Consider the following 24,403-nt stretch of genomic DNA (forward strand, 5'->3'; position numbering starts at 1 on the left):
GTCGAGTTTTTTTATCACGGGTATTATCTTTATAAAATGGACGCCGCAAAAATACAGCTTTCAGCAGACGAATTATCGCTGGTGCAAAACGCCGGCTGGCTTTTAACAAAGAATACAATTATTGAAAAAGTATACCATTTGTTTGGGGATATAGCTCACCAGGCACGCGACAATTTTAATGCAAACCCGGGAATTTTATTGCCGGAAGTGCTGATTCCTTCACCTAAAATTTCAAAAGGAGAGAATTATGGAGGATTGCCCTGGGTTATGCTGGATTATCCGCGGTTATTTAACCGCCAGGATACATTTGCCATTAGGACCCTTTTCTGGTGGGGGCATTTTTTTAGTGTGACCCTGCACCTGAAAGGGGCGTATAAAAAGCAATTCCAGCAAAACCTGCTCACGAACCTGCCAGTACTGGCAGGCAGGCAATTTTACTTATGCGTAAGTGAGGACGAATGGCGTCATGAGTTCGAAGAAGACAATTACAGGCTGCTCACCCAGTTGAATTCGTCTGCAGTAGAAGAAATTCTGCTGGCTAATGATTTTTGCAAGCTTTCCGCCAAAATTTCACTTCCTCAATGGAATCGGTCAAAAGATTTAATAATTGATCTATACGAAACAATTGTTACCTCTATTGGTCATTAATTACCGAGCCGGTGAAACAAATCTTTCACCTGGTAGCCCCATAATTGACTTTGGTCTTTCACATCCCCTTTGTCTGCAAAGTCTTTGATCACAAGGATGGTCTGGTTCGTTACTTCTGATTTCTCGATTCTAAATTCGAAATATTCTTCTTTGGGTGCGTGCAACCAATGAAACCTGATAAATTTCTCTTCTTCACTTTCCATCACTTCTGCTTTATCAGTAGTTCCGTTCCAGGAAAAACTGAAAACATTATCCCGTTCATCAACTTTATCCGCAAACCACTCCTGCAAACCAGCAGGCGTACTTAGGAATTCGTATAAAATGGAAGGAGAACATCTTACCGGATACTCTAACGTAAATATGTGTTTCTTACTCATCTAACCCTTGTATTGATCTTTTTTGCAAGTTGCAATGGTGCAATTATAGAAAAATAATGCTACCCTCAAAATTTTTTTTTGAATAATCGGGGTAAAAAGTGCTTAAAAATGAATAAATAAGCAAAAAAAACTCATATATCTGACAACCAGTTGATTACGAATATATTTGATGAAAATGGGCAGAATGGGTATATTAGGTGGATAGTTTTTTAACAACAAAATGCTTGTTCATATAACAAATTCGACAGGTATTTCGTTTTTTTTAAGCCATTGACCGTTCAAAACCTAAAAAACCCTTTAAAATGTCCTACCTATGAGTATGCGGCAACTCAAGATCACGAAATCAATTACGAATCGTGAATCTCAGAGCCTTGAAAAATACTTGCAGGAAATCGGAAAAGTTGAATTGATCAGCCCCGAAGAAGAAGTAAAATTAGCGGGATTGATCAAGCAAGGAAACCAGGCAGCCCTTGACAAACTAACGAAGGCGAACTTAAGATTCGTTGTATCCGTAGCCAAGCAGTATCAGAACCAAGGCCTATCACTACCAGACCTCATCAATGAGGGTAATTTGGGTCTCATTAAAGCAGCGCAGCGTTTTGATGAAACCCGTGGTTTTAAATTCATTTCTTACGCCGTATGGTGGATTCGCCAAAGCATTCTCCAGGCATTAGCTGAACAATCGCGCATTGTAAGGCTTCCATTGAACAAAGTAGGGTTAACTAACAAGATCCAGAAAGCATTTTCACAACTGGAACAGGAGTACGAACGTGAACCTTCGCCCGAAGAACTGGCTGAATTGCTGGAACTCGAAACGGAGGAAGTTTCTGCCACCCTGGGTATTGCTGCCCGGCACGTTAGCATGGACACGCCACTGTCTGAAGGGGAAGACAATACCCTGGTAGACGTGTTGGTAAATCCTAATGCCGAATACGCAAATACCAACATCGAGCACAAAGAGTCCCTTAAACAGGAAATTGAGCGCTCCATGAAAATGCTTACCGAACGGCAAAAAGAGGTAATCTGCTATTTCTTTGGAATTGGCGTCGATCACCCCATGAGTCTGGAAGACATCGGGGAAAAATTTAATCTTACCCGGGAACGGGTTCGCCAGATCAAGGACAAGGCAATTACCAAACTGCGCACCAATTCGCGTTCAAAGGCCCTTCGGGGATATTTGGGCGTTTAACCTTAAAAACTTATAGCCTAGCAAAAGAAACTTTACACAACAAAATTTACTTCCTGTAAATTTGCAGTCCATAAAGTGAATATAACTTGAGGGTATATTCACTTTTTTGCTTTTTGGCCCTCCGGCTGTGGTCGGAGCGGTGTCAAACCAAATGAATGCGAAAAACAGGAAGTTATGTTTGAAAATCTTACCGACCGGTTGGAATCGGCCTTAAAACAGATAAAAGGCGAAGGCCGGATCACCGAACTGAATATTGCTGCTACCGTAAAAGACATCCGCCGCGCCCTGGTGGATGCCGATGTAAACTATAAAATTGCCAAGGATTTTACCGATCGGGTAAAAGATAAAGCCCTGGGCGAGAAAGTATTAACCGCCGTAAGCCCCGGCCAGTTGATGGTGAAGATCGTAAAAGACGAACTGGTTGACCTCATGGGCGGCAGCGAAAGCGAATTTAACTCCAAAGGCAATCCCGCAGTCATTCTGATCGCCGGTCTGCAGGGTTCCGGTAAAACCACCTTCAGTGCCAAACTGGCAAATTTCCTTAAAACAAGAGGCCGGCTTTCCCCCATGCTGGTGGCAGCCGATATTTATCGCCCGGCAGCCATTGACCAGTTAAAAGTACTGGGTGAACAAATTCAGGTCGACGTATACAGCGAACCCGAGAATAAAAATGCGGTACAGATAGCCAGCAATGCCATCAAGGAAGCCCGCAGTAAAAATAAAAATGTAGTTATTATCGATACCGCCGGCCGTTTGGCCATCGATGAGGCTATGATGACTGAAGTGGCCAATGTAAAATCGGCCGTTAACCCCAACGAGATCCTGTTCGTAGTGGATTCCATGACCGGTCAGGATGCAGTGAACACCGCAAAAGCGTTTAACGATCGCCTTGACTTCACGGGTGTGGTGCTTACCAAACTCGATGGTGATACCCGCGGTGGTGCCGCCCTTTCTATCAAATACACGGTCCAAAAACCCATCAAGTTTGTAAGCAGTGGCGAAAAGCTCGATACGCTCGATGTGTTCTACCCCGAACGTATGGCCCAGCGTATTTTGGGTATGGGTGATATTACCACCCTGGTTGAAAAGGCACAACAACAGTTCGACGAAGAACAGGCCCGCAAACTCGAAAAGAAGATCCGCAAGAACCAGTTCAACTTCGAAGACTTTAAACAACAACTGGAACAAATAAAAAAGATGGGTAATATCAAAGACCTGTTAGGGATGATCCCAGGTGTTGGTAAAGCCATCAAAGATATTGACATCAGTGACGATGCTTTCAAAGGCATTGAGGCGATGATCAATTCTATGACCATAAAGGAACGCGAAGACCCCGATCTGATAAATATGAGCCGCAAGCAACGTATTGCCAAAGGTTCAGGAAAGGGCCTTGACGAAGTAAATGCCTTTTTGAAGCAGTTTGAGCAAATGAAGCAAATGATGAAAATGATGAATAAGATGCCAATGGGGCGCATGGGAATGAAGCGATAGAATATTTTTTTCAGTGGTGAATTGTTGCTATATCAGCTTGTTTACCAGGTAACTTATCAACAATTTGCTGCGTATCGTATTAAGAATGATGGCATGATAAAAGGCAAAAATTTCAACTGAATTATTAAATTTGGAAAAATCATCTCGATTGTTATTTTTGCAATCGTTATAATGGAAAGTAACCCTATTTGTTAAGCATTTAAATTTCTATTTAAGATGCCAGTTAAAATCAGACTGCAACGCCATGGGTCTAAAAAAAGACCATTTTATTTCATCGTAGTGGCCGATGCACGCTCTCCGCGTGATGGTAAGTTTATCCAAAAGTTAGGTACTTACAACCCTCTTACAGTTCCTGCAACAATTCAGCTGGATCGCCAGAAAGCCCTCGATTGGCTTCATAAAGGCGCTCAACCTACTGATACTGTGCGCAGAATTCTGTCGTACAAGGGTGTATTGTACCTGAAACATTTGTTGCGTGGTGTAAAACTGGGTCTATTCGACGAAGCTACCGCTATGGAGAAATTCCAGAAGTGGCATGCTGAGCACGAGGTCCAGGTTAAAAAGCGTCAGGAGACAAATGCTAGGGAAAGAAGGCCGCGCAGAGGCGGTGCTGGTGCTCCCCCGGTAAGACCGCGCAGAGGAGAATAAGCTACGCAGTATAGCTAACTGTCAACTTGTTAAATCCTCCCGACCTGGTCGGGAGGATTTTTTTCTTTTATAAGCTGAAAGCATTGGGCTGTTATTCGCCAAACCGGCGGGTAGCAGCCCATTGCTTTTTAACTGATAAACTGGTAGGGGAGTTTTATTGCAATGGGGGGTAGGCTTCAGGAGAGTTGCCTGGGTATTGCCTGAGTATTGCCTGGGAATGGCCTGCGGATCGCCTATATGACCAGGGGTTCTGTGGGCAGTCCCCTGAGTGTCCCAAGGCAATACCTGGCCCATTGGCCGGCCATTCCACTACCATTCCACTACCATTCCACTACCATTTCACTACCCTTCGAATACCAGCACTTGTACTAAACTCGATGGCTTATTGTAGGCCAGTTGTCTGGAAGTGGTCGGGTAGTTGTCTGATAGTGGTCAGATAGTTGTCTGATAGTGGTCAGGAAGTGGTCATACGGACTAGAGTCCCCAGAGCATATCCAGAGCACCCTGTGAGAATCCCCAGACCATTAAACTACTATTACGCTACCAACCGAATACCATTTCAGGTCAAAGAAACAACCAGGGATGCCGCATTTAAAGGTGACACCAAACAGGAATATCACCCGGACCTCACAGGGATAAAGTCCCTGTGAGGTCCTTGTTAGGTCCTTGTGAGGTCCCTGTGAGGTCCTTGTTAGGTCATTAGGCATCCAGAACCGGTTCATCAAAAATCCCTGGCCCGGCATTGCCTGTTGGCGGTTGAAAAGTTACCTTTGCGGCCTTATGATCAACTATCACAGCATTGGAAAAATAGTGGCCACTTTTGGAGTAAAGGGCGAAGTAGTGTTGCACCATCAATTAGGGAAGAAGACCACTTTGAAAGGCCTGGAGACCATTTTTATTGAGGAAAAGAAAGATGAAATGCTGCCTTATTTCCTGGAAGGCGCCGCCCGTATAAAGAATGATGAGGAAATATTTTTGAAGTTTGAGGGCATCGATACTAAAGAAGCGGCACACAAACTGATGCAAAAGCGGGTATGGCTGCCACAGGAAGAGTTTGAGAAATATGTTTCCAAATCGGCCCCCATTATGCTGCTGGGGTATCATATTATCAATGAAGGGACCGATCTGGGTGAAATACTGGAGATCATTGAGCAACCGCATCAGCTCCTTTGCAGGATCGATTTAAAGGGCAAGGAAGCCCTGATCCCCGTACATGAGGATTTCCTGCTTAAGATAGATCAGAAGAAGAAACAGGTGCATGTAGAGCTGCCTGAGGGGCTGTTGGATATATATAGTTGAGTTGATAGGGTTGATGGAGTTGATAAGGTTGATACATTGCCCATTGCCTATTCCCCATTGCCTATTGCCTTTAACGTATTCTCAATCTGCACAAAATGCCTTTGGTGGTGCGCAACAATAAACCCAAACACATCGCCCATTTTTAATTTGAACAGGGGTGTAATAGAGAGGGGGATGCGAATTCGACTTATATCCACCTGCTGGGCTTTATCGAGCAGCTGCAACAGTAAGATCTCCTGCTGTTCAAATTCACCTAACACTTTCAGTCCATTGAGAACTGGCTCCGGATTGTGATTTTTTACTGTTTTCATTTTGTGCGTGATGGTCCCATCGGCTTTGGGGCGCATACTGTTGGTGAAATAACCACCCAGCCAGCCGGATACAAACCATTCCGTAGCCGTATCATTATGGGCGTTTATTGATCTTTCCAGTTCGGGCAGGTAAAAACGGCCATAGGTATTCAGGTGCTCTATTACCTGGGCTACGCTCCATCGGCCAGGGGCAGGTTGCTGAACCTGTATGTCAGCTGGTAATTGTTTCAACTGGGCCAGTCGTGACATTAGCTGACGGGTATCAGTTTGCAGCGTCTCGAGATAGGTTGTTGCCTGTATTTTTTTCATTTGACAAAGCTATTGGCCCTTTTTTTAAAAAATCTTGGCGCCCGCCAACATTTTAGTCGGCAATCGGCAATCGGCAATCGGCAATCGGCAGTCGGCAATCGGCAATCGGCAATCGGCAATTGTTTTCCGAAAGTCGGGCCTCGCAATTAGTCGGAAATTGCCCATTGCCCATTGCCGCGTCGCGGGTCTGCCGTCTGCCGTCTGCCGTCTGCCGTTTGCCTGAAGCGAGCCTCGCAATTAGTCGGAAATTGCCCATTGCCCATTGCCGCGTCGCGGGTTTGCCGTCTGCCAATCATTCAATACGAACAGTAGCCATCAACTTACTAAAAGTGGTGGCATCCATACCCAAATAGGAGGCCAGGTATTTATGCGGTATCAGTTGCAACACGTGCGGACTGCGTTTGAATAAGGTCCTGAACTTTTCCTCGGCACTGAACGTGAGTAATTCCACGTGACGTTCCAACACCCCCATCAGGGCAAAGGAAGCAGAGCGGGCAATCAGTTTCTCTATATTCCGATGCTTATCCATAAGCTGTTGTAACTGAGTATATGTAGTCCGCAACAGGGTACTGCTTGTTAACGTTTCCAGAAAATACCGTGAGGGCAATTGGGTAAGAAAGGAATCGGCAATACCCGAAAAATTATAGGGATACGTAAATACCAGTGTGGCCTCATGGTGTGCATCGATGTAAAAAGCCCGTTGAATGCCTTCCAGGACAAAATAGAGATGGCGTTCGGTTTCGCCGGCTACAGTAAGCGTGGTCTTCCTTTTATACTGATGCAGTTGCCAAATGCCCGATAGATCGCGCCATTCTTCCGCATTGAGGGGATGTATGCTGGTAAAATGTTTCTTTAATTGTTCCAGGCCTTTTTCCAAACTGCTTTTTTCTTTAAAGGTAGGGAGGATGTTGGGAAGTTTGCAAGTGAGTTGTGAGTGGTGAGTGGGCTCGCTATTTTTTTATTAGTCCTGAAAATTAGGAGATTCCGCGTCGCGGATTTTCCTTGTCACAACCTGTCCCGACTTGTCGGGCGACACGCGCAGCGTGGAGCGTATTGCTGTATTCCATTGCCGATTGCTCTCGGCTGAGCCGAGACCGACTGTCGATACAAATCAGAGTTCCGCAATAAGGACGTTTCACGTTTGCCGTCTGCCGTTTGCCGAATTTTATATCGTAAATTGCATTAGTTAATGAGCATTCCCCAACGTATCATAGCACACTTTGATCTGGACGCATTCTTCGTTTCTGTTGAATGCCTGAACAATCCATCACTAAAAGGATTACCGCTGATCGTGGGCGGACGGGAGCGGGGAGTGGTGGCCGCCTGTAGTTATGAAGCCCGCAAGTTTGGTATTCATTCTGCCATGCCCATGAAAACAGCCCTGCGGTTATGTCCGCATGCTACTGTAGTAAAGGGTACCCGTGGTGAGTACAGCCGCTATTCGCGCTGGGTTACCGACATCATTGCCAATAAAGCACCCCTGTTTGAAAAAGCTTCTATCGACGAATTCTATCTTGACCTAACGGGAATGGATAAATACTTCAATCCCTATCAATGGACGATCGACTTGCGTCAGGAGATCATCGATAAAACCGGATTGCCCATTTCGTTTGGACTTGCAGCTAATAAAATGGTTGCCAAAATTGCTACCGATGAAGCCAAGCCCAATGGGTACCTGCATATTGCCTTTGGGCGCGAAAAAGAATTCCTGGCACCATTAAAAGTAAATAAAATACCGGGCGTGGGCGAAAGCACTTTTCATACCCTGCGCGATCTGGGTGTTGAGACCATCGCCGATGTAGCTTTACTACCGATCGAGCTGCTGGAAAACCGGTTTGGGAAGTATGGCGCTGATCTGTGGCATAAGGCACATGGTATCCATCACAGCGAAGTGGTACCCTTCCATGAAGCAAAATCCATCTCTACTGAAAGTACTTTCGAAGAAAATGTCCTTGATACAGAGCGCCTGATGAATGAGCTGGTGCGTATGACAGAAAGGGTGGCGTACGAGCTTCGGCAGGATAACAAAATGGCCGGATGTGTTGCGGTGAAAATTCGCTATCCTGATTTTGAAACCACCTCCCGGCAAACCAGCATTGATTACACCTCCTACGACGATGAACTGATTCCCAAGGCTAAAGACCTGTTTCACAAGCTGTACCGAAAAGGGCAACCCGTTAGGCTGCTGGGCGTACGGCTGAGTGAGTTGGTTGATGAAGCTGTACAGACAAATTTGTTCAGTGATGTTGAAAAAAAGACCGAGCTTTATAAGGCTATCGATGACGTAAAAAACCGGTTCGGCACTAAATCACTTACCAAGGCTGCGGGGAAATAATAATTGGGTAATATCCAATATTTTATCAGTGTGACTACCCATTGGATGGTATTTTTTACCTGTAAAACAAAAAATGGGTTATAAGTCTACTTTATGAGTAGGGATTTGTATCTTCGTACTCCTTTAAAGTGTTAACAATCATTAGCATTCATTTTATCAACCTTAAAATACTTAGTATATGAGTTTAAGATTAGGCGACATTGCTCCTAACTTTCAGGCAAAGACCACAGCCGGTGATATTGATTTTTATGAATTCCTTGGTAATGGTTGGGGTATCCTGTTTTCTCACCCTGCTGATTATACACCAGTTTGTACTACCGAATTAGGCAAAACTGCATTGTTGCAGGAAGAATTTGCTAAACGCAATGTAAAAGTGCTGGCTGTTAGTGTTGATCCGCTTGATAAACACTTGGGTTGGGTAAAAGACATCAATGAAACACAAAATTGCAACGTTGGTTTCCCTATCATCGCTGATGAGGACAGAAACGTGGCTACTTTGTACGATATGATCCACCCAAATGCTTCTGAAACTTTTACTGTACGTTCACTGTTCGTGATAGGACCCGATAAAAAGGTAAAACTGATGATCACCTATCCCGCTTCTACAGGAAGAAACTTTTATGAAGTATTACGCGTGGTTGATTCACTGCAACTGACTGCTAACTATAGTGTAGCTACACCAGCGGACTGGAAAGAAGGTGAAGATGTAATTGTGGTTCCTGCTGTATCTACTGATGATGCCATCAAGAAGTTCCCTAAAGGCGTTAAGGTTGTTAAACCTTACCTGCGTTATACCCCTCAGCCGAACAAATAAGGTTGGTAAAAATAGTTCGAGATATACGGGGCTGACCTTTTTGGGTCAGCCCCGTTTTTTTATAAAAATAGCCGCCCTGTTACGTCGCCAGTGTTGAAATCTCTGTTAAGGGCGCCCCATCTTTTTAATGGCCGGGGTTGTATTTTTCCCTGAATATTTTATCGGTGTTGCCATAAATGTAGGCGGAGCTTTTTTTGAAATCTGATCTTATGTTGGGGGTAAGATGGTGGACCCAGCCAGGGTTGTTTTCCTGCCGGAAATATGCATATAAAGCCAGGGCATATCCCCATTCCCGTTGTTTTAGATAACCAAGGGTGCTGTGTCCGCGGGTATCGAAATTTTTGATCTCTCTGAAAGCGCAATTGGCATTAAATACCCCAATGCCAAAAAGCACGGTGGTTAGATCGGTCAATGACTCATCGTTAAAAGAGACCCGTTTTTCGCCTAATAATTTTATATGGGCGAACTCGTGTGCAATAATAGCCACCAGTTTTTCAGGGTCTTTTAAATTATTCTTTTCTATAAACACATCGAATTGGCCGGTTTCATTCTTACCAAAGTATAAACCGGCTGTTAATGGCGAGTCGCTGTTCTCATCAGGCTGTGTAAACATTCTGAAGCCATAATCACTTTGTATTTCCTGTACGCTTTCATTGTAAAGATCGAGGTTGATCATTTGCAGATCGATCTCCATTTGACGGGCTATAATATGAGCGGTTTGGATGAATGATCCTTTTGTGCCATCATAGGGAAAAGGAAAATACTCGGTAGTGGGAAAAAGCATGGGCTTTGTTCGCAGATTATTTTCACCAAATTCCTGCACCAGCCAAACAAAGGCCTGTTCCATCCAAAGCCGTGTGTTGGTATCGATGGGGCACTCCCGCTGCTTTTTTGAAAATAGACCGAACATAGTGCCTGGCAAATTTATATGCTTAAAGTTACATATATCATTTTGCCTATGCAAATACGGCCAGCATCATTATAATCTAACCATGAACCGTAAACTATTTAAATAACTTAACTTCCCTGAAATTACTTACCATGAAAAAACTGCTGCTTTTGCTCCTGGTCTGCCATCCAGTTTTGCTACTGGCGCAACGTACCATTCTGCATTGTGGTAAACTCATTGATGTTACCAAAGGGCAGGTGCTTACGGAATATTCCATTATTATAGAGGGCAATACCATCACTGATGTACAAGCAGGTTATACCAAACCTGCGGGTACAGATAAAGTGATAGATCTTAAAAGCAAAACCGTTCTTCCCGGTCTGATCGATTGCCATGTGCATTTGGAACATGAGACCAGTCCTACCAGATACCTGGAAGAATTTACTAATAACCCGGCTGATTATGCTTTTCTATCGGTGGGGTTTGCAGAAAAAACATTGATGGCGGGTTTTACTTCAGTGCGCGACCTGGGTGGCTCTGGTGTAAATATTTCATTAAGGAATGCGATCAATAAAAAACTGGTTAAGGGCCCGCGTGTATTCACCGCTGGTAAAGCTATTGCCACTACCGGTGGCCATGCCGACCCTACCAATGGCTATAGAAAAGACCTGATGGATGATCCTGGTCCGGCAGCTGGGGTGGCCAATGGCGCTGATGAATGCCGGAAGGCAGTACGGCAGCGTTATAAAGAGGGGAGTGATGTAATAAAGATCACGGCAAGCGGTGGTGTTCTAAGCGTTGCTAAAAGCGGTGAGAACCCACAGTTTACAGAAGAAGAGATAAAGGCCATTGTAGAAACAGCGCATGATTATGGCTTTAAAGTAGCGGCTCACTGCCATGGCGCCGAAGCCATGAAAAGAGCGGTAAAGGCCGGTGTGAACAGCATTGAGCACGGCACCTTGATGGACGAAGAAGTGATGGCCTTAATGAAACAGCATGGTACTTATTATGTTCCTACAATCACTGCCGGAAGATCGGTGGCTGATTCAGCAAAAAAACCGGGTTATTATCCTGCACTGGTAACCCCCAAGGCGTTGGCCATTGGGCCTAAAATACAAAGTACCTTTTCTAAAGCCTATAAAGCAGGAGTAAAGATAGCTTTTGGTACCGATGCCGGCGTATATGCGCATGGAAAGAACTGGCTGGAGTTTGTATATATGACGGAAGGGGGGATGCCGGCTATGGAAGCCATTCAGTCGGCCACGGTCTCAGCCGCTGACCTGATTGGCGTAAATGATAAAATAGGCAGTATTGAAAAAGGAAAACTGGCGGATATTATTGCGGTGGACGGGGACCCTGTTAAAGATATTCAGGCGATGGGAAAGGTTGCTTTTGTTATGAAGGATGGAGTTGTTTATAAATAATATACGACCTGTAAGGTGCATCATTTGAGCCTGCCTTCGTAGTGTGTTGACTTGCACCTGACAGGTCATGTAAATCAAAATGAGAATGACCTGTCAGGACCGCATAAACCATCTGATTGTTCAAGACCCGATGGCGGACCTTACAGGTCATTCTTTAATTAACTATTCTTTCTTAACTGTTGTAATAATGCTCTCATATCCTTCGGCAGTTCTGCTGTCAGGTCATACTCATTCCCCTCCATATCAGTGAAACGTAACCGTTGGGCGTGTAACCCTGTTCTTGATAAAATGGGTTTTTCTTCTTCCTCGTTTTTACTCAGTTTATAGTTGCGTTTAAAAGAAGAGATCTTTACCGGAATGCCATCACCGTATAATTCATCGCACACCAAAGGATGACCAACATATTGCATGTGCACCCTGATCTGGTGGGTACGGCCGGTATGAATGCGGAATTGTAACAGCGAGTACTTGCCAAAATCTTCCAGCACTTCATAATCGGTAACGGCTGCTTTCCCTCTTTGGTGAATGAGCATGACCCCTCTTTTCACCATGTTCTCTGCAATGGGAGCGTCGATGGTTTTTTGTTTTTCGGGTAAGGTGCCCGTAACGATACCGAAATAATATTTCTCTACCGTTCTTTCTTCAAATGCCTGTGACAGGTATTTATGTGTTTCAGGGTCTTTGGCAAATACAATGATGCCACTGGTTTCGCGGTCGAGGCGGTGAACAGTGAATATTTGTCCGTATTTCTGTTGCAATATTTCTTTCAGGGAAATTTCTTTTCCTTCACGATCGGGAATACTTAATAAGCCCGGGGGTTTATTAATAACTATAAAATGATCGTTCTCTGCAATGATCTCCAATGATGCTTTAACCACGTGTAGCGTTTTTGTTTTTTGTATAAGAGGCGTTCAGGTATTTCAGCAGGCGCACTTCTTTTTCTGTTAAGAAACGCCATTTGCCTCTGTCTACATTTTTCTTGGTAAGGTTAGCATACATTACGCGGTCGAGGTTGCGCACATCGTAGCCCAGGTGTTCAAAGATGCGGCGAACGATGCGGTTGCGACCGCTGTGGATCTCTATCCCGATCACGCTTTTATCCTTTGAATCGGCATATGCCAGTGAATCGGGTGAAACAAAGCCATCTTCCAATGTGATACCACTCAGGATGGTGTCAAAGTCTTTTTTTATGAGGGGCTTATCGAGTTTTACTTCGTAGATCTTTTTTATTTCATAGCTGGGGTGCGATAGTTTTTGCGCCAGCTCGCCATCGTTGGTGAGTAACAGCACACCAGTGGTGTTTCTGTCTAACCGACCAATGGGGTATACCCGTTCTTCGGTAGCATTGCGTAAAATGTCCATTACCGTTTTTCTGCCTTGCGGATCTTCGGTAGTGGTGAGAAAATCTTTGGGTTTATTGAGCAGAATGTAAACGAGGTTTCTGCGGATGAACAGCTTTTTGCCATTCACTTTTATGTCGTCTTTATCGCTTACTTTATGACCAGGTTCCACCACTTTTGCGCCATTCACTATTACTTTACCTGATTTTACCAGATCGGCTGCATCGCGGCGTGAGCAAATACCGGAATGGGCGATGAATTTGTTGAGGGGCATGGAACCCTTTGGCGCTTGTTGGTTATCAGTTTCCGGTTGGGTCTCTTCTTTTTGAGCTTTGCCTTTTATGAAAACGGGCTTACTGCCAGCAGCTTTCCCTGTATTGCTTGCGGCTTGCGGCTTGAAGCCTGAAGCTTTCCCTGTGGCCTTGGGTTTGAACCCTAAAGCTTCAGGCGTTCTGCCTTCGGCTTTCGGCTTGAAGTTTTTAGCCTCCCCCCGACCCCCTTCATTAGAGGAGGAGGTAGATGCTTTTCTTCCTGTATTGCTTGCAGCTTGCGGCTTGAAGCTTGTAGCTTTTCCATGTGGCTTAAAGCTTTCGGTTTTGGGCTTTCTGCCTTCTTCTTTTGGCTTAAAGCTAGAAACCTGTCCCTGCTGCCTTGTGTCTTGCGTTTTGTTCTTAAAATCCTTTCTACCTCTTTCTGACTGAAAACCACCAGCTTGTCCCTGGGCTCTTGCTTCCCGGGCTTCCTGCTTTTTCTTTTCGAAGTATTCTTTGGTTTCCTGGCGGACCTTTTTCTTTTCCTGACGGATGCGTTCTTTCTTCTTGGCGCCGCTGTCGCCATTACCCATAAATTTTTTAAAACCTTGTGCCATGTGTAGTAGTTTGCTGTTTTTCAACAGTAATGAGCGGCAAAGGTACAAAATAAAAAACTCTCCCGGTTATTGGCCGGGAGAGCCCTCTATAAGTCTGGAACTTTTATGATTGAACAGGCTTTCCGTACCTGTGATTTTTCTTTTGTTCCTGGTATTTTTTCCATTGGTCGGGTGTAAGGATGGATTTCAGTCCTTCCTGTTCCTGTTCGTGCAAGGTTTTGAACTGTGCTTTTTTCTGATCATCAGTGAGTGATTTATCTTCATTCACTGCTTTGGTTTTCTTTAAGCTTTCAATTAAATTCTTTTCCACGGCGGCAGATTGTTCATCGGTCAGGTTTAACTCTTTCTTCATTCTTTCCAAACGGTTGTGATTATCCTGACGGAACCTTTTGCCATGCTCTTTATGCATGGTTTTCAAGCTGGCCTTTTGTTCATCGGTCAATACTTTCTCCATTTTTTCGTGGTGGTCCTTACGGATGGTGGCCATCTTGTTCTTCCACTCGGTAACGGTTATCTTGTCTTCACTCTTTTTAAGTTCGCCCATTTGCTGTTTAAAGTCATCGTTGATGGCTTTTAGCTCATTCTTTTGACTTTCAGTGAGGTTAAGCTGGGCCATGGCATCATCACGGTGGTGATGCATTTTAGGGCGATCGTTGCTTAATGACTGGTCCTGCGCACAGGCGGTTGTAGCTACCAAAGCGGCCAGCGCCATTCCTATAAATACTCTTTTCATATTTTCTGATTTTACTGTTTAGATGCCGGTTGAGGAGTTGATCCTCTGGCAGGGTTTGTTAAATAATCTCTTAAACAGTAAAATAGACAGCTACCGGCGCCGCAGGTTTAACGGGAGTAAGAATATCTTCGTAGATGGAGGTTTTTTGGGATGAGTGGCGGGATAAGTTAAGGTGTTTAACAGGTTGAGAAGTTCGTAGGTTATTTGGTTTGTAGGGCGGGAGAGTTGTCAATAAGTCACTTTCCTGCTGTTAGCTTTTTATATTGGGTAACGGCTTCTTTGAGTTTCTTATTTGGTTTTCCTGGATTCATAACGGCATTAATGAAAATTTCCTGATCCCTTATAGATGCAAGGGATTCTTTTTGTTCTACGGACAATCTTGGCTAAAAACCAAAAGCCCCGACAGTACGTCAGGGCTTCAAAACACATTTATGATTTACGATTATAATTGATCTTTATTCGCTAGTTGTCCGCAGGCGGCATCGATATCTTTACCACGGCTGCGACGCAAACGGGCGTTTACCCGGTGGCGTTCGAGATAGTTCATGAATTGATTTACGGTGTCTTCCTCGGGTTTTTCGAAACGGGCGGCATCAATGGGATTGTATTCAATGATGTTCACCAGGTCTGCAGGCACCTGCCGGTAGATCTTAATCAGTTCATCGGCATCCTTTATACTGTCGTTAAAGTCCTTGAAGAGGATGTATTCAAAGGTGATCTCGTTCTCTGTTTTCTGGTAGAAATAATTCAGCGCCTCGATCAATGCCTTGAGGTTATTGGTCTCGTTGATGGGCATGATCTCGTTGCGTTTGGCATCATTGGCGGCGTGGAGGGAAAGCGCCAGTTTGAACCGTACTTTGTCATCACCCAGTTGTTTGATCATTTTAGCCACCCCTGCAGTAGAAACGGTGATGCGGCGGGGGCTCATTCCCAGTCCTTCGGGTGAAGTAATGCGTTCGATGGCATGCATTACATTCTTATAATTGAGCAGGGGTTCGCCCATACCCATGAACACGATATTGCTCAGCTTTTTATTATACACGCGTTCGCTTTGCTGGTTAATGAGCACTACTTCGTCATAGATCTCATCAAACTCCAGGTTGCGTTTGCGGTCCATATAGCCGGTAGCGCAGAACTTGCAACTGAGTGAGCAACCTATCTGTGACGACACACAAGCCGTTTTACGCTCGTCTGTGGGAATTAACACACCTTCAACCAGGTGACCGTCTGTAGTGCGGAAACGCGATTTAATAGTGCCATCGGCAGAATATTGAGTGGCATCAACTTTAATAGCAGGTAAAGAGAAGTTTTCAGCGAGTTTAATGCGCAGTTCCTTGCTGAGGTTGGTCATAGCCTCAAAAGAATGCGCCTGTTTCAGCCAGAGCCATTCATACACCTGTTTGGCGCGGAATTTCTTTTCGCCCAGGGTTTCAAAATATTGTTCCAGCTCACTGAGGCTCAACTGCCTGATATTCTTATTCGCCGTTTTTAACATGCCGCAAAGATACAACGACCGGGGCGGATTAGCTAACCGGCCCGGTCGTTGATAGGTAGTAATATGTATGTCAACGTGTTTTACACGCTGAGATGACCTGTTTTTAGCAAAACCTTAGTTTTTAGGTTCGGGGAAGGTGGTCAGGGTGGTGGTGGGTTTTGCTGCTGGATGCTTTGAAAAATAATCGAGGGTTACCGTACTATCGGGTGTTAAAGTAACATGCTCATAAACATGCATCAGTTTGTTCATCAGCATCGACAATTCTACCGGCTCCTGCTCAGATCCATATACGGTGCTTTTGATCAGCTTGCCGCCAGCTTCAATAGCTACACCACGGGTTTGGGCATCGGTATAACCAGCGCGGTAGAATTCCTTCAGGGAATCAACCGGCAGTTGATTGATCTGGTTGAGGATGGATTCATATTCGGCCTCGCTTATTTTACCACGTGATCCGCCTTTAGGATCGGCAAACCGCTCGCCAAAGAAAGTGAGGTTCCGCGCTGAATCTATTTGAAAATACATGGAAGGGCAGGTACCAAAACAGGCGCCACTGGCAAAGTAGATGGCAGTGGGCTTAACGGTATTTTTCTTAGTGATCTTTGTAAAAGCGATCGTTTCTGCGGGAATACCATCCGTTGAATCTGCAAACAATACCAGTGAATCGGCTGTCAGTTTCAGGATCGTGTACTGGTATTTTTGCTGGTATTTGTCCTGGGGTGCGCTTTGAATAAAGATAGTATCGTGGTTGATAGTATACTTTAAGTCATTGCCCCAGGGCTGGCTATTGGTGCAAACAGAGTCCTGGAAGCTGATGAACCGGCTGCGTTTGTGAAAATCATTTTTAATTTCTCCCTGCCAGTCGCCCTTGATGGAAGGAGTTTCGGTGGTAATCTGCTTTTGTTGCTGGCACGAAAACAAAAAGGCCGCAACGAGTAAATACATAGTCTGTTTCATAACGGGAAGATTTGATGTAAGATGCTCAGTTTTAGGATTTTTCATAAAATGGGGGCGAAATTATGGTTATTTATGTTCCAGCATTGTTATAGGAAGGTAAACTTTTGCTTAACAATAGGATTGTAGATGACACGCAAAGGGGCTAATTCGTAACAATTGGCAGAATTATAGGTTATTAAACATTACTTTGCGGGCGCTAAACACCTGCTCAAATAAAAAACTATATGAAGAAAGTATATGTCATAGATGCGGTTAGAACACCCATTGGGAAATATGGCGGTACATTAAGTACCATCCGGCCCGATGATCTGCTGGCCCATGTGATAAGATCAATATTACAACGCAATGCTTCCGTAGATGTGAATGCTATTGAGGATGTGATTGCCGGCGATGCCAACCAGGCCGGGGAGAGTAACCGGAATGTGGCCCGTATGGCGGCCCTGCTGGCCGGTTTGCCCGTTACAGTTCCTGGTAACACCGTTAACCGGTTATGCGCCTCTGGTTTACAGGCCATTCAGGATGCAGCCCGCGCCATTATGTGTGGCGATGGCGAACTGCTGATCGCTGGTGGCGTGGAAAGCATGACCCGCGCGCCTTTTGTAATGCTGAAATCTTCCGGTGCCTGGAACCGTACGCCTGAGGTGGTGGATTCAACCATTGGCTGGCGCTTTCCCAATAAAAAGCTTACTGATAAATACTATCCTTATTCCATGGGTGAAACGGCTGAAAATGTGGCCAAACAATGGAACATAGGCCGGCAGGCGCAGGATGAATTTGCCCTGCAAAGCCAGGAAAAATACTTTGCCGCCCTGGAAAAAGGCAAGTGGAAGGATGAGATAAGCGGTGTAGAGATCTTTGGCGGGAAGGACGAGAAGATCTTCTTCGAAAAAGATGAATTCCCGCGTGTTACTTCTATGGAAAAACTGGCCGGTTTGCGTGCTGCATTTATAAAAGATGGAACGGTTACTGCTGGTAATTCATCGGGCATTAACGATGGCGCCGCCGCCATGTTGCTGGCCAGTGAAGAGGCGGTTGAAAAATACAACCTCAAGCCGCTGGCCCGTATAGTGTCGATGTCAGTAGCGGGTGTTGACCCGGCCATTATGGGTATTGGACCTGTGCCTGCTACCCAAAAGGCATTACAGCGTGCCGGTCTTACGGTCAATGACCTTGATCTGATTGAATTGAATGAGGCCTTTGCCGCGCAATCCCTGGCCTGTATGCAGGACCTGAAACTAGACCCCACAAAAGTAAATGTGAATGGCGGCTCTATTGCCATTGGCCATCCGCTGGGTTGCAGCGGGGTACGCATTTCCGCTACCTTATTGCATGAAATGAAAAGAAGGGGCAGCAAATATGGACTGGCTACCATGTGCGTAGGGGTAGGACAGGGCGCTGCCGTGGTATATGAAGGTGTTTAGGTAGAAGAATTATTATTTTGAACTTTTATGCAGGAAACGCTCAGCACGCATATTTATAAATATAATCCGTATGCGCGCTTTTGGGTGCTGTTGTATATAATATGTAGGTTGCTGTTTTGCCTGCTTCTTTCCGATATAATACCCCTGTACATCATATGGACGGCCCTGTGTATCTGGGTGCTTCCATTGGTGTACGCGGGTATTTCAAAGAAAACTGTCTTCAACTTCCAATCGCCCGGCTGAAAAACCGACCAAAAAGAAAGTATTGATCAGAATGGTAAGTATTATTTAGTTTGCAGATTCAATCTTATACACCATGAACCTGCAAACTGCTTTAACCCAACTGGAAAAACATATTCAGGAAGTTCCCCAACACTTTAATCAATTCGCCCCCGAGGTTTTATTGAGCAAACCCGCCCCGGACAAATGGTCGAAAAAGGAAATACTGGGTCATTTAATTGATTCGGCCATCAATAACCTGAAGCGTTTTACTGATACGCAATACTTCCCTCAACCGTATACAATTATTCGATATAACCAGGATGAGCTGGTGATCATTAACCGTTACCAGCAATTGCCGCTCGATCATTTGCTGCAATTATGGAGTGTATTGAATAAGCAAATAGCCAATATAATCAGTGCCATTCCTGCTGATAAGCTGCCCTATACTGTTATCATTCCTTCCGGTGAATCAAAAACACTTGAATGGATCGCCATCGATTATGTAGAACACCTGGAGCATCATTTGAAACAGATAGGTTAATGGATATAAAAGAAATAGCCGTATTTAGTTTTAAATACGGCTATTAAGTTATAAGGAAGTATATATTTTCTACACCAGTTTATACAACAACTTCTTTACCATGCGATAATTGGTTAATAGTGATAAGCCAATTAAGAAGATGGCGGTTGATAATACTGTCCAGTGTAACATGGATGACAGCTCCGGCCGGTCGAACATGGCGAAATGATGAAAGGCCCATTGCATGCCTTCGGTGAATGCCAGTGCAACCAGCACCACCAGGATATATACAGGAATAAATTGTTTCGATACATTTTTGCTAAGCCAATTGGGGGAATAGCCCATCATCAACAATAATTGCAGATTGTCTTTACTGCGGGCGATCATCAATTGGAGGTAGAAGGAGAACAACATCAACGCCAGGATCACTACCAGTAAACCAAAAATGCCCAGTCCGCTAAAGATGCCCTGCAAGACCTGCTTTACCCGGCCAAACTTTGTTTTGTCTTTATTTACTTTATAATTCTTTTGTTGCAAATAGGTAAGAAAGTCAGGATTGTTGGCGTCTTTGGTTTTTATATAGAGGCGGGAAGCCTTTACGTCGGTGGTATTGCCAAATTTGTTATTGGCCCAGTCGAGGAAATTCTTGGGAACAATGATGGAGTTAACGCGGTCACTCAATGCCACAATGGAGCCCCGGAAAGTTTGTTTCTCCCCATTTGGCCCATAACAGGTAATAAACACTACTACCTGCGAAGCGGTCTCTGCCGATAATTGCGGCAAGCCATAACCGGGTGCAAATACATTGTATATTTCCAGGAAGTCGGAAGAGAAAACGATGGGAATATAGTTCTGTCCTTCCTGCCAGGTGAAGTTGGGAGGTACGGTATCGATAAAGTTATTGTCAAGCGACTCCAGGAACATATCGGTGCTGAAAGGGATAATGTCACCAGCGCTTAACTGTACGCGAAAGCGGTTGGCCGTAAGAGGTGATACCCCTTCTATAAAAGGTTTGGCAGCGATCTCACTAATATCATTGGCATTGAACAGGTTCTTCTCCAGCTGTCCCATGGTCTCGTTGGTGATGGTTTTGGAGATGGAAATGAAATCAGAACCATCTTTGCGTTGGCTTTCGCTGCCTAACAACTGTTGAATGTTGATGTACATTTGAATGGAGCATAACAACAACAATACGCCAATGCCTAAGCCAATATAGGAGAACCAGCGGGAACCGGTATTGGTCCCTGTTTGCATTAACGAGCGAATGGGTTTGAATGATACTGCCACGGGTAATGATTACAAATGAAAAATTCGGGTGTACGGGAACCAGTCGATGCGTTCGAGGTCGGCAAAGATGATAGCCGCATTGCGCAATTTGGCTTCTTCAAGCATCAATTGCATGGCGTTCTGCGAGTTCTTATCATCCAGGTGACTGAAGGGTTCATCGAGCAACAGAAAATCGAACGGCTGCATCAGCGAGCGGATGATGGCCACCCGTTGTTGTTCGCCATAGGAACAAATGCGGCTCCGGGAGGCCAGCTTGTTGCCGATACCCAGGCGTTCTGCCATTTCTTTGATCTTTTCAGCAGGATGAAAAGGGTTCAGTTGCCGTTTGAGTTCGATATTCTCCTGTACGGTTTGTTCAGGGAACAGGCGCAGGTCCTGGAATACAATGCTCACATGGTCTTTGCGATAACCGGCGAAATCTTCGGGCGTATAATTCCTGAGGTTGGCGGAATTGTATACGATGTTGCCATTATACTCATTGCGCATGCCATACAAAAAATGCATGAGCGAGGTTTTGCCACTGCCTGAAGGCGCCACGATCTTTATATATTCACCTTTTGTGAAAGTGAGGTCCTTACGCCACACTTCAGACTGGGTGCGATGGTTTTCATCGAAATAAACAGGTAAGACTTGCTGTAATTGGAGTTGCATGCCTAATAATTACTGGATCATGAAACAAGCCTGCCCTAAGGTGTTGTTCCGGTGAGCAGGCTTGTTTATTATTTAAATATAGTATGTTTTATGGATGTAATACTGGTTCAAGCGCCGCCAGGCTGGCTCCAGCCGGATCGGTAATTTTTACCTGTGCATCGTAAGGGCTGCGTTTCGTGTGCAGTATTTTAGCCATTGAATCCAGGTATTTGTTGAGTTGTTTCAAACTATTGGCGTTTTTGTCAACCAGGTTTATTTCCACCTCGCCAACAAAGGCATTGTCTTTTTGACCACCGCTGGTTATGATCAGGTCCTGCCACATGCCGAGGGATACATCCAATGCTGCTTTTGCGCTGCTATCGCTAACAGCAGGGGCGCCGGCTTTCATTATCCGCTGCATGTCGATATAACCGCCAAACGATTTACCGCTGATACGGCTGGTAAATGGCAGGTTGTTGTTGCCACCGCTTAAAAAGGCATTCACCTGCTCAGGCGAATTGCTGGCTGCAAACCACTCGTTGTTCAATTGGAAATGTACGTTGCTGGTGATGGCTGGAACTTCCTGCGATTTTTTCTGCAGTATATTAAACAACTTATCGAAGGAAGGCTTTTCGTTCACAGAAGTAGCAAACAGGATATTGGCGTGCGGCATATCATTCTTAATGACCATAGGGGCGCCACCATCAGGGTTGGGGATGGTTGTTTCGTGTTTGATCTCAAAGTCGCTTACCGCCAACAGTACGTCGCCTTTAGTGGCTTTTACAAATTCAGCCGTGCTGTAGCCTTCGCTGCTCAGGAAGCCATTGATCATGCCATCAACACCCATTAGTTTCAGCAGGTCAATAAAGCCTTGTGGCTCGTATTTGAAAGCAAATACGGCAGCTACATTTTTTGAAGGAATGCGGTTGATCATGTCTGCACTTACCTTGCCGCCTGCATATTTTTCCATCAGGGCTTTTAATTCCTTATTAACAAAGGCTTTTGTTTTAAAGGTGATCTTGCCATTGTCAAAATTCAGTGCGGCGCCATAAACATTACCTTCGAACATAACGTTCATTTTAAGCAATGATAACATGCCGCCGAGGCTGTTATAATATTGCTCAGCATTTATCCAGTAATGGATGTCGCCGGGTTCTTTCATTACTGCAGCAAAGCGATCATCGCTCATCAGGTTGTTTTTTGAAGGCAGATCGAACAACTCCACGGCGAATTTCTGTAAGCTATCAGTTGAAAAAGCGAATGGCTCGCCTGATTCGGAAGAGCTGTTGAAACGGCTGTTGAGTGAACCCATGGGAACATCGGAAATGAAAACAAAGCGGTTGTTCGTCCAGGCCACCAGGCTTGTGCGGCCAGTGTTCAATACGCTGACATCACCTGTTTTAACCACTTTACCACCTTTGTTAACGTTGGTTGCAAAAGCTTCGAATGCGGTGGCATTTTTTACGTTGCCTTCAACGGCTGCGTAGCCACCCTGGTTTTGTTTTTTTACAAAAACGGCCACATCGCCCTGTACGTCAATGCCTGAATTGGCAGGGTCTTGTAATATTTTTCTGGCAAACGAGTCGGTTTGATTGGCATAGGCCTCTTTGAACCACTCGTTTTGTTGTATTTCCTGCCAGCTTACTTTTGAGGTAAGTGACTTAACATTAACATGTAAAGCAAAGGATGCATCTTTTGGTATGTGAATACCAGATTTATCGCTACTACAGGATACGATGCTGGTAATGGCTACTGCCAGCAGTAAAAGGGAAAATAGGTGACGTTGCATATCATCGGTTTGTTTAAAATACGAACTCAAATAAACAATTTATTGCTTAGGTCTGCAAGTGGTACAGTTTGCTGGGTGCCGGTTTTTAAATTTTTAACAACACCTGTATTATTTTGTACTTCCGTACTTCCAATAATTACAATAAATCCGATATTTTTCTTTTCTGCATATTTAAACTGCTTGTCCATTTTTGCCTGTTCGTGGTATAACTCGCACCGTACGCCCTGTTTACGTAATAATTGCATAGTACTGAACGCTTTGCTGCTTTCTGCAACTCCCATATTAAAAAACAGCACCTGGGTGCCGGTGTAAACGCCTTCGGGGAAAAGATCCAGATCTTTCAGTACATCATAAATGCGATCGACCCCAAAGCTGATACCCACACCAGGAATGTTGGGCACACCAAACAGACCGGTAAGGTCATCATAGCGACCACCGCCGCCAATACTGCCCATTTTTACCGTGGCCGGTGCTTTGGCTTCGAAAATAATGCCGGTATAATAATTTAAGCCTCTGGCAAGGGTGAAATCAATAATTAAATTGCTCCCGGCTAAGCCGGGACCGGATTCACGATTCACGATCTCCAACTCTTCGATCCCTTGTTTCCCTATTTCCAGGTGCCCCAGTAATAGTTCGATCTGGTTCAGTTTTTCTTCATTGGAACCATCGATCAGGAGGTATTTTTCTATGGTGTTGATCTGTTCTTCGTTCAACCCCCGTTGGGCCAGTTCTTCCTTTACTTTATCTAGGCCAATTTTGTCGAGTTTATCGATGGCTGTGGTAATATCGATCATTTTATCAGCGCCCCCGCAGAATTCAGCCAGGGCTGCGAGAATTTTACGGCTATTGATGCGTAGTTCGTAACCAGTTAAGCCCAATTGTGTGAATACTTCATTATAAATATTAACCAGTTCCACTTCGTTCAGCAATGACTTACTGCCTACCACATCTGCATCGCATTGATAAAATTCGCGGTAGCGGCCGCGTTGGGGTCTGTCGGCCCGCCAAACCGGTTGAATTTGGTAGCGTTTAAACGGGAAGGTGAGCTGGCCATGGTTCATGGCCACATAGCGCGCAAACGGGATCGTGAGATCGTATTTAAGCGCCCGTTCGGTAAGGTCTTTTGAATTCTTTCCTTCCATCACTTTTTCAAAACCCGAGCGGGACTTGTCCTGATTTTTGGGATCGTTCAGACCGTTATTTAATATTTTGAAGATGAGTTTATCGCCTTCTTCTCCATATTTGCCCATCAGGGTTTCCATGTTTTCCATGGCCGGGGTTTCCAAGGGTTGAAAGCCGTACAGTTCAAATACACTACGGATGGTATTGAAGATATATTGACGTTTGCGAACTTCCTCGGGCCCGAAATCTCTTGTCCCCTGAGGTATTGATGGTTTGTTAGACATTATG

The 24,403-nt window shown here is 44.8% G+C and carries 23 protein-coding genes; 10 read left to right on the forward strand and 13 right to left on the reverse strand.

Features of this window, described 5'->3' with window-relative positions:
- Positions 1 to 36: 36 nt before the first annotated feature.
- Positions 37 to 648: a hypothetical protein gene (locus tag J7I42_RS09160; RefSeq protein ID WP_209138471.1), complete on the forward strand. Its 612-nt coding sequence runs from the start codon at positions 37 to 39 to the stop codon at positions 646 to 648.
- Here the strand turns inward: J7I42_RS09160 and J7I42_RS09165 are convergent.
- Positions 645 to 1,025: an START-like domain-containing protein gene (locus J7I42_RS09165; RefSeq protein WP_209138472.1), complete on the reverse strand. Its 381-nt coding sequence runs from the start codon at positions 1,023 to 1,025 to the stop codon at positions 645 to 647. The two genes, J7I42_RS09160 and J7I42_RS09165, sit on opposite strands and share 4 nt — an antisense overlap.
- 313 nt (positions 1,026 to 1,338) lie before the next feature.
- On the opposite strand from J7I42_RS09165, the gene J7I42_RS09170 reads away from it, so the two are divergent.
- The 4 genes from J7I42_RS09170 (at position 1,339) to rimM (ending at position 5,652) form a co-directional block, all read left to right on the forward strand.
- Positions 1,339 to 2,214, forward strand: coding sequence for a sigma-70 family RNA polymerase sigma factor (locus J7I42_RS09170; RefSeq protein ID WP_209138473.1), 876 nt, complete (start codon positions 1,339 to 1,341; stop codon positions 2,212 to 2,214).
- Between the two features lie 174 nt (positions 2,215 to 2,388).
- Positions 2,389 to 3,705 (forward strand): signal recognition particle protein, encoded by a 1,317-nt coding sequence (gene ffh / locus J7I42_RS09175; protein WP_209138474.1) that lies wholly within the window; start codon positions 2,389 to 2,391, stop codon positions 3,703 to 3,705.
- 216 nt (positions 3,706 to 3,921) lie between these two features.
- Positions 3,922 to 4,353, forward strand: a complete 432-nt coding sequence (rpsP, locus tag J7I42_RS35545) for a 30S ribosomal protein S16 (RefSeq protein ID WP_014223167.1) — start codon at positions 3,922 to 3,924, stop codon at positions 4,351 to 4,353.
- A 780-nt stretch (positions 4,354 to 5,133) separates the two neighbouring features.
- Positions 5,134 to 5,652 carry a ribosome maturation factor RimM gene (gene rimM / locus J7I42_RS09185; RefSeq protein WP_209138475.1) on the forward strand — a complete coding sequence of 173 codons (519 nt, stop codon included), beginning with the start codon at positions 5,134 to 5,136 and terminating at the stop codon, positions 5,650 to 5,652.
- Positions 5,653 to 5,699: 47 nt separating this feature from the next.
- On the opposite strand, the gene J7I42_RS09190 is transcribed toward rimM, so the two are convergent.
- Both J7I42_RS09190 and J7I42_RS09195 read right to left on the reverse strand, forming a co-directional pair.
- Positions 5,700 to 6,272 carry a DinB family protein gene (locus J7I42_RS09190; protein ID WP_209138476.1) on the reverse strand — a complete coding sequence of 191 codons (573 nt, stop codon included), beginning with the start codon at positions 6,270 to 6,272 and terminating at the stop codon, positions 5,700 to 5,702.
- A 292-nt stretch (positions 6,273 to 6,564) separates the two neighbouring features.
- Entirely contained in the window at positions 6,565 to 7,149 is a 585-nt protein-coding gene (locus J7I42_RS09195) for a Crp/Fnr family transcriptional regulator (RefSeq protein WP_209138477.1), read from the reverse strand.
- Between the two features lie 312 nt (positions 7,150 to 7,461).
- Here J7I42_RS09195 and dinB point away from each other — a divergent pair, with 312 nt between their 5' ends.
- Together dinB and J7I42_RS09205 are read left to right on the forward strand one after the other, a co-directional pair.
- On the forward strand, positions 7,462 to 8,607 hold the full coding sequence (gene dinB / locus J7I42_RS09200) for a DNA polymerase IV (protein WP_209138478.1): 1,146 nt from the start codon (positions 7,462 to 7,464) through the stop codon (positions 8,605 to 8,607).
- Positions 8,608 to 8,785: 178 nt separating this feature from the next.
- Positions 8,786 to 9,421, forward strand: coding sequence for a peroxiredoxin (locus tag J7I42_RS09205; RefSeq protein WP_209138479.1), 636 nt, complete (start codon positions 8,786 to 8,788; stop codon positions 9,419 to 9,421).
- A gap of 124 nt (positions 9,422 to 9,545) precedes the next feature.
- On the opposite strand, the gene J7I42_RS09210 is transcribed toward J7I42_RS09205, so the two are convergent.
- Positions 9,546 to 10,331, reverse strand: coding sequence for a hypothetical protein (locus J7I42_RS09210; protein ID WP_209138480.1), 786 nt, complete (start codon positions 10,329 to 10,331; stop codon positions 9,546 to 9,548).
- A gap of 131 nt (positions 10,332 to 10,462) precedes the next feature.
- On the opposite strand from J7I42_RS09210, the gene J7I42_RS09215 reads away from it, so the two are divergent.
- On the forward strand, positions 10,463 to 11,734 hold the full coding sequence (locus J7I42_RS09215) for a metal-dependent hydrolase family protein (protein ID WP_209138481.1): 1,272 nt from the start codon (positions 10,463 to 10,465) through the stop codon (positions 11,732 to 11,734).
- A gap of 158 nt (positions 11,735 to 11,892) precedes the next feature.
- Here J7I42_RS09215 and J7I42_RS09220 read toward each other — a convergent pair whose 3' ends face one another.
- From J7I42_RS09220 to J7I42_RS09240, 5 genes are all read right to left on the reverse strand, one after another.
- A complete protein-coding gene (locus J7I42_RS09220; protein ID WP_209138482.1) occupies positions 11,893 to 12,612 on the reverse strand; it encodes an RluA family pseudouridine synthase in 720 nt (239 codons plus the stop codon).
- On the reverse strand, positions 12,605 to 13,942 hold the full coding sequence (locus tag J7I42_RS09225; RefSeq protein ID WP_209138483.1) for a pseudouridine synthase: 1,338 nt from the start codon (positions 13,940 to 13,942) through the stop codon (positions 12,605 to 12,607). Before J7I42_RS09225 ends, J7I42_RS09220 begins: the two co-directional genes overlap by 8 nt.
- 103 nt (positions 13,943 to 14,045) lie before the next feature.
- Positions 14,046 to 14,675: a Spy/CpxP family protein refolding chaperone gene (locus tag J7I42_RS09230; RefSeq protein ID WP_209138484.1), complete on the reverse strand. Its 630-nt coding sequence runs from the start codon at positions 14,673 to 14,675 to the stop codon at positions 14,046 to 14,048.
- A 442-nt stretch (positions 14,676 to 15,117) separates the two neighbouring features.
- Positions 15,118 to 16,170 carry a 23S rRNA (adenine(2503)-C(2))-methyltransferase RlmN gene (gene rlmN, locus J7I42_RS09235; RefSeq protein WP_209138485.1) on the reverse strand — a complete coding sequence of 351 codons (1,053 nt, stop codon included), beginning with the start codon at positions 16,168 to 16,170 and terminating at the stop codon, positions 15,118 to 15,120.
- Between the two features lie 114 nt (positions 16,171 to 16,284).
- On the reverse strand, positions 16,285 to 17,124 hold the full coding sequence (locus J7I42_RS09240) for a DUF6438 domain-containing protein (RefSeq protein ID WP_209138486.1): 840 nt from the start codon (positions 17,122 to 17,124) through the stop codon (positions 16,285 to 16,287).
- A 224-nt stretch (positions 17,125 to 17,348) separates the two neighbouring features.
- Between J7I42_RS09240 and J7I42_RS09245 the strand changes: the two genes are divergently transcribed.
- Positions 17,349 to 18,545, forward strand: a complete 1,197-nt coding sequence (locus J7I42_RS09245) for a thiolase family protein (protein ID WP_209138487.1) — start codon at positions 17,349 to 17,351, stop codon at positions 18,543 to 18,545.
- 316 nt (positions 18,546 to 18,861) lie between these two features.
- Positions 18,862 to 19,308 carry a DinB family protein gene (locus J7I42_RS09250; RefSeq protein WP_209138488.1) on the forward strand — a complete coding sequence of 149 codons (447 nt, stop codon included), beginning with the start codon at positions 18,862 to 18,864 and terminating at the stop codon, positions 19,306 to 19,308.
- Between the two features lie 69 nt (positions 19,309 to 19,377).
- Here the strand turns inward: J7I42_RS09250 and J7I42_RS09255 are convergent, their stop codons facing one another.
- The 4 genes from J7I42_RS09255 to hisS form a co-directional block, all read right to left on the reverse strand.
- Complete coding sequence (locus tag J7I42_RS09255) at positions 19,378 to 20,574, reverse strand: FtsX-like permease family protein (protein WP_209138489.1); 1,197 nt, start codon at positions 20,572 to 20,574, stop codon at positions 19,378 to 19,380.
- A 9-nt stretch (positions 20,575 to 20,583) separates the two neighbouring features.
- Complete coding sequence (locus J7I42_RS09260) at positions 20,584 to 21,225, reverse strand: ATP-binding cassette domain-containing protein (protein WP_209138490.1); 642 nt, start codon at positions 21,223 to 21,225, stop codon at positions 20,584 to 20,586.
- Positions 21,226 to 21,313: 88 nt separating this feature from the next.
- Positions 21,314 to 22,993, reverse strand: a complete 1,680-nt coding sequence (locus J7I42_RS09265) for a DUF4836 family protein (RefSeq protein ID WP_209138491.1) — start codon at positions 22,991 to 22,993, stop codon at positions 21,314 to 21,316.
- Between the two features lie 26 nt (positions 22,994 to 23,019).
- Positions 23,020 to 24,399: a histidine--tRNA ligase gene (gene hisS / locus J7I42_RS09270; protein WP_209138492.1), complete on the reverse strand. Its 1,380-nt coding sequence runs from the start codon at positions 24,397 to 24,399 to the stop codon at positions 23,020 to 23,022.
- Positions 24,400 to 24,403 lie beyond the last annotated feature (4 nt).

The organism is Niastella soli (assembly GCF_017742245.1).
GTDB lineage: Bacteria > Bacteroidota > Bacteroidia > Chitinophagales > Chitinophagaceae > Niastella > Niastella soli.

Excerpts from the sequence above, each read along its gene's own strand:
- J7I42_RS09160 (WP_209138471.1), top strand. The coding sequence starts at position 37 with ATGGACGCCGCAAAAATACAGCTTTCAGCAGACGAATTATCGCTGGTG.
- J7I42_RS09165 (WP_209138472.1), bottom strand. The coding sequence starts at position 1,025 with ATGAGTAAGAAACACATATTTACGTTAGAGTATCCGGTAAGATGTTCT.
- J7I42_RS09170 (WP_209138473.1), top strand. The coding sequence starts at position 1,339 with ATGAGTATGCGGCAACTCAAGATCACGAAATCAATTACGAATCGTGAA.
- ffh (WP_209138474.1), top strand. The coding sequence starts at position 2,389 with ATGTTTGAAAATCTTACCGACCGGTTGGAATCGGCCTTAAAACAGATA.
- rpsP (WP_014223167.1), top strand. The coding sequence starts at position 3,922 with ATGCCAGTTAAAATCAGACTGCAACGCCATGGGTCTAAAAAAAGACCA.
- rimM (WP_209138475.1), top strand. The coding sequence starts at position 5,134 with ATGATCAACTATCACAGCATTGGAAAAATAGTGGCCACTTTTGGAGTA.
- J7I42_RS09190 (WP_209138476.1), bottom strand. The coding sequence starts at position 6,272 with ATGAAAAAAATACAGGCAACAACCTATCTCGAGACGCTGCAAACTGAT.
- dinB (WP_209138478.1), top strand. The coding sequence starts at position 7,462 with ATGAGCATTCCCCAACGTATCATAGCACACTTTGATCTGGACGCATTC.
- J7I42_RS09205 (WP_209138479.1), top strand. The coding sequence starts at position 8,786 with ATGAGTTTAAGATTAGGCGACATTGCTCCTAACTTTCAGGCAAAGACC.
- J7I42_RS09210 (WP_209138480.1), bottom strand. The coding sequence starts at position 10,331 with ATGTTCGGTCTATTTTCAAAAAAGCAGCGGGAGTGCCCCATCGATACC.
- J7I42_RS09215 (WP_209138481.1), top strand. The coding sequence starts at position 10,463 with ATGAAAAAACTGCTGCTTTTGCTCCTGGTCTGCCATCCAGTTTTGCTA.
- J7I42_RS09225 (WP_209138483.1), bottom strand. The coding sequence starts at position 13,942 with ATGGCACAAGGTTTTAAAAAATTTATGGGTAATGGCGACAGCGGCGCC.
- J7I42_RS09230 (WP_209138484.1), bottom strand. The coding sequence starts at position 14,675 with ATGAAAAGAGTATTTATAGGAATGGCGCTGGCCGCTTTGGTAGCTACA.
- rlmN (WP_209138485.1), bottom strand. The coding sequence starts at position 16,170 with ATGTTAAAAACGGCGAATAAGAATATCAGGCAGTTGAGCCTCAGTGAG.
- J7I42_RS09240 (WP_209138486.1), bottom strand. The coding sequence starts at position 17,124 with ATGAAACAGACTATGTATTTACTCGTTGCGGCCTTTTTGTTTTCGTGC.
- J7I42_RS09245 (WP_209138487.1), top strand. The coding sequence starts at position 17,349 with ATGAAGAAAGTATATGTCATAGATGCGGTTAGAACACCCATTGGGAAA.
- J7I42_RS09250 (WP_209138488.1), top strand. The coding sequence starts at position 18,862 with ATGAACCTGCAAACTGCTTTAACCCAACTGGAAAAACATATTCAGGAA.
- J7I42_RS09260 (WP_209138490.1), bottom strand. The coding sequence starts at position 21,225 with ATGCAACTCCAATTACAGCAAGTCTTACCTGTTTATTTCGATGAAAAC.
- J7I42_RS09265 (WP_209138491.1), bottom strand. The coding sequence starts at position 22,993 with ATGCAACGTCACCTATTTTCCCTTTTACTGCTGGCAGTAGCCATTACC.
- hisS (WP_209138492.1), bottom strand. The coding sequence starts at position 24,399 with ATGTCTAACAAACCATCAATACCTCAGGGGACAAGAGATTTCGGGCCC.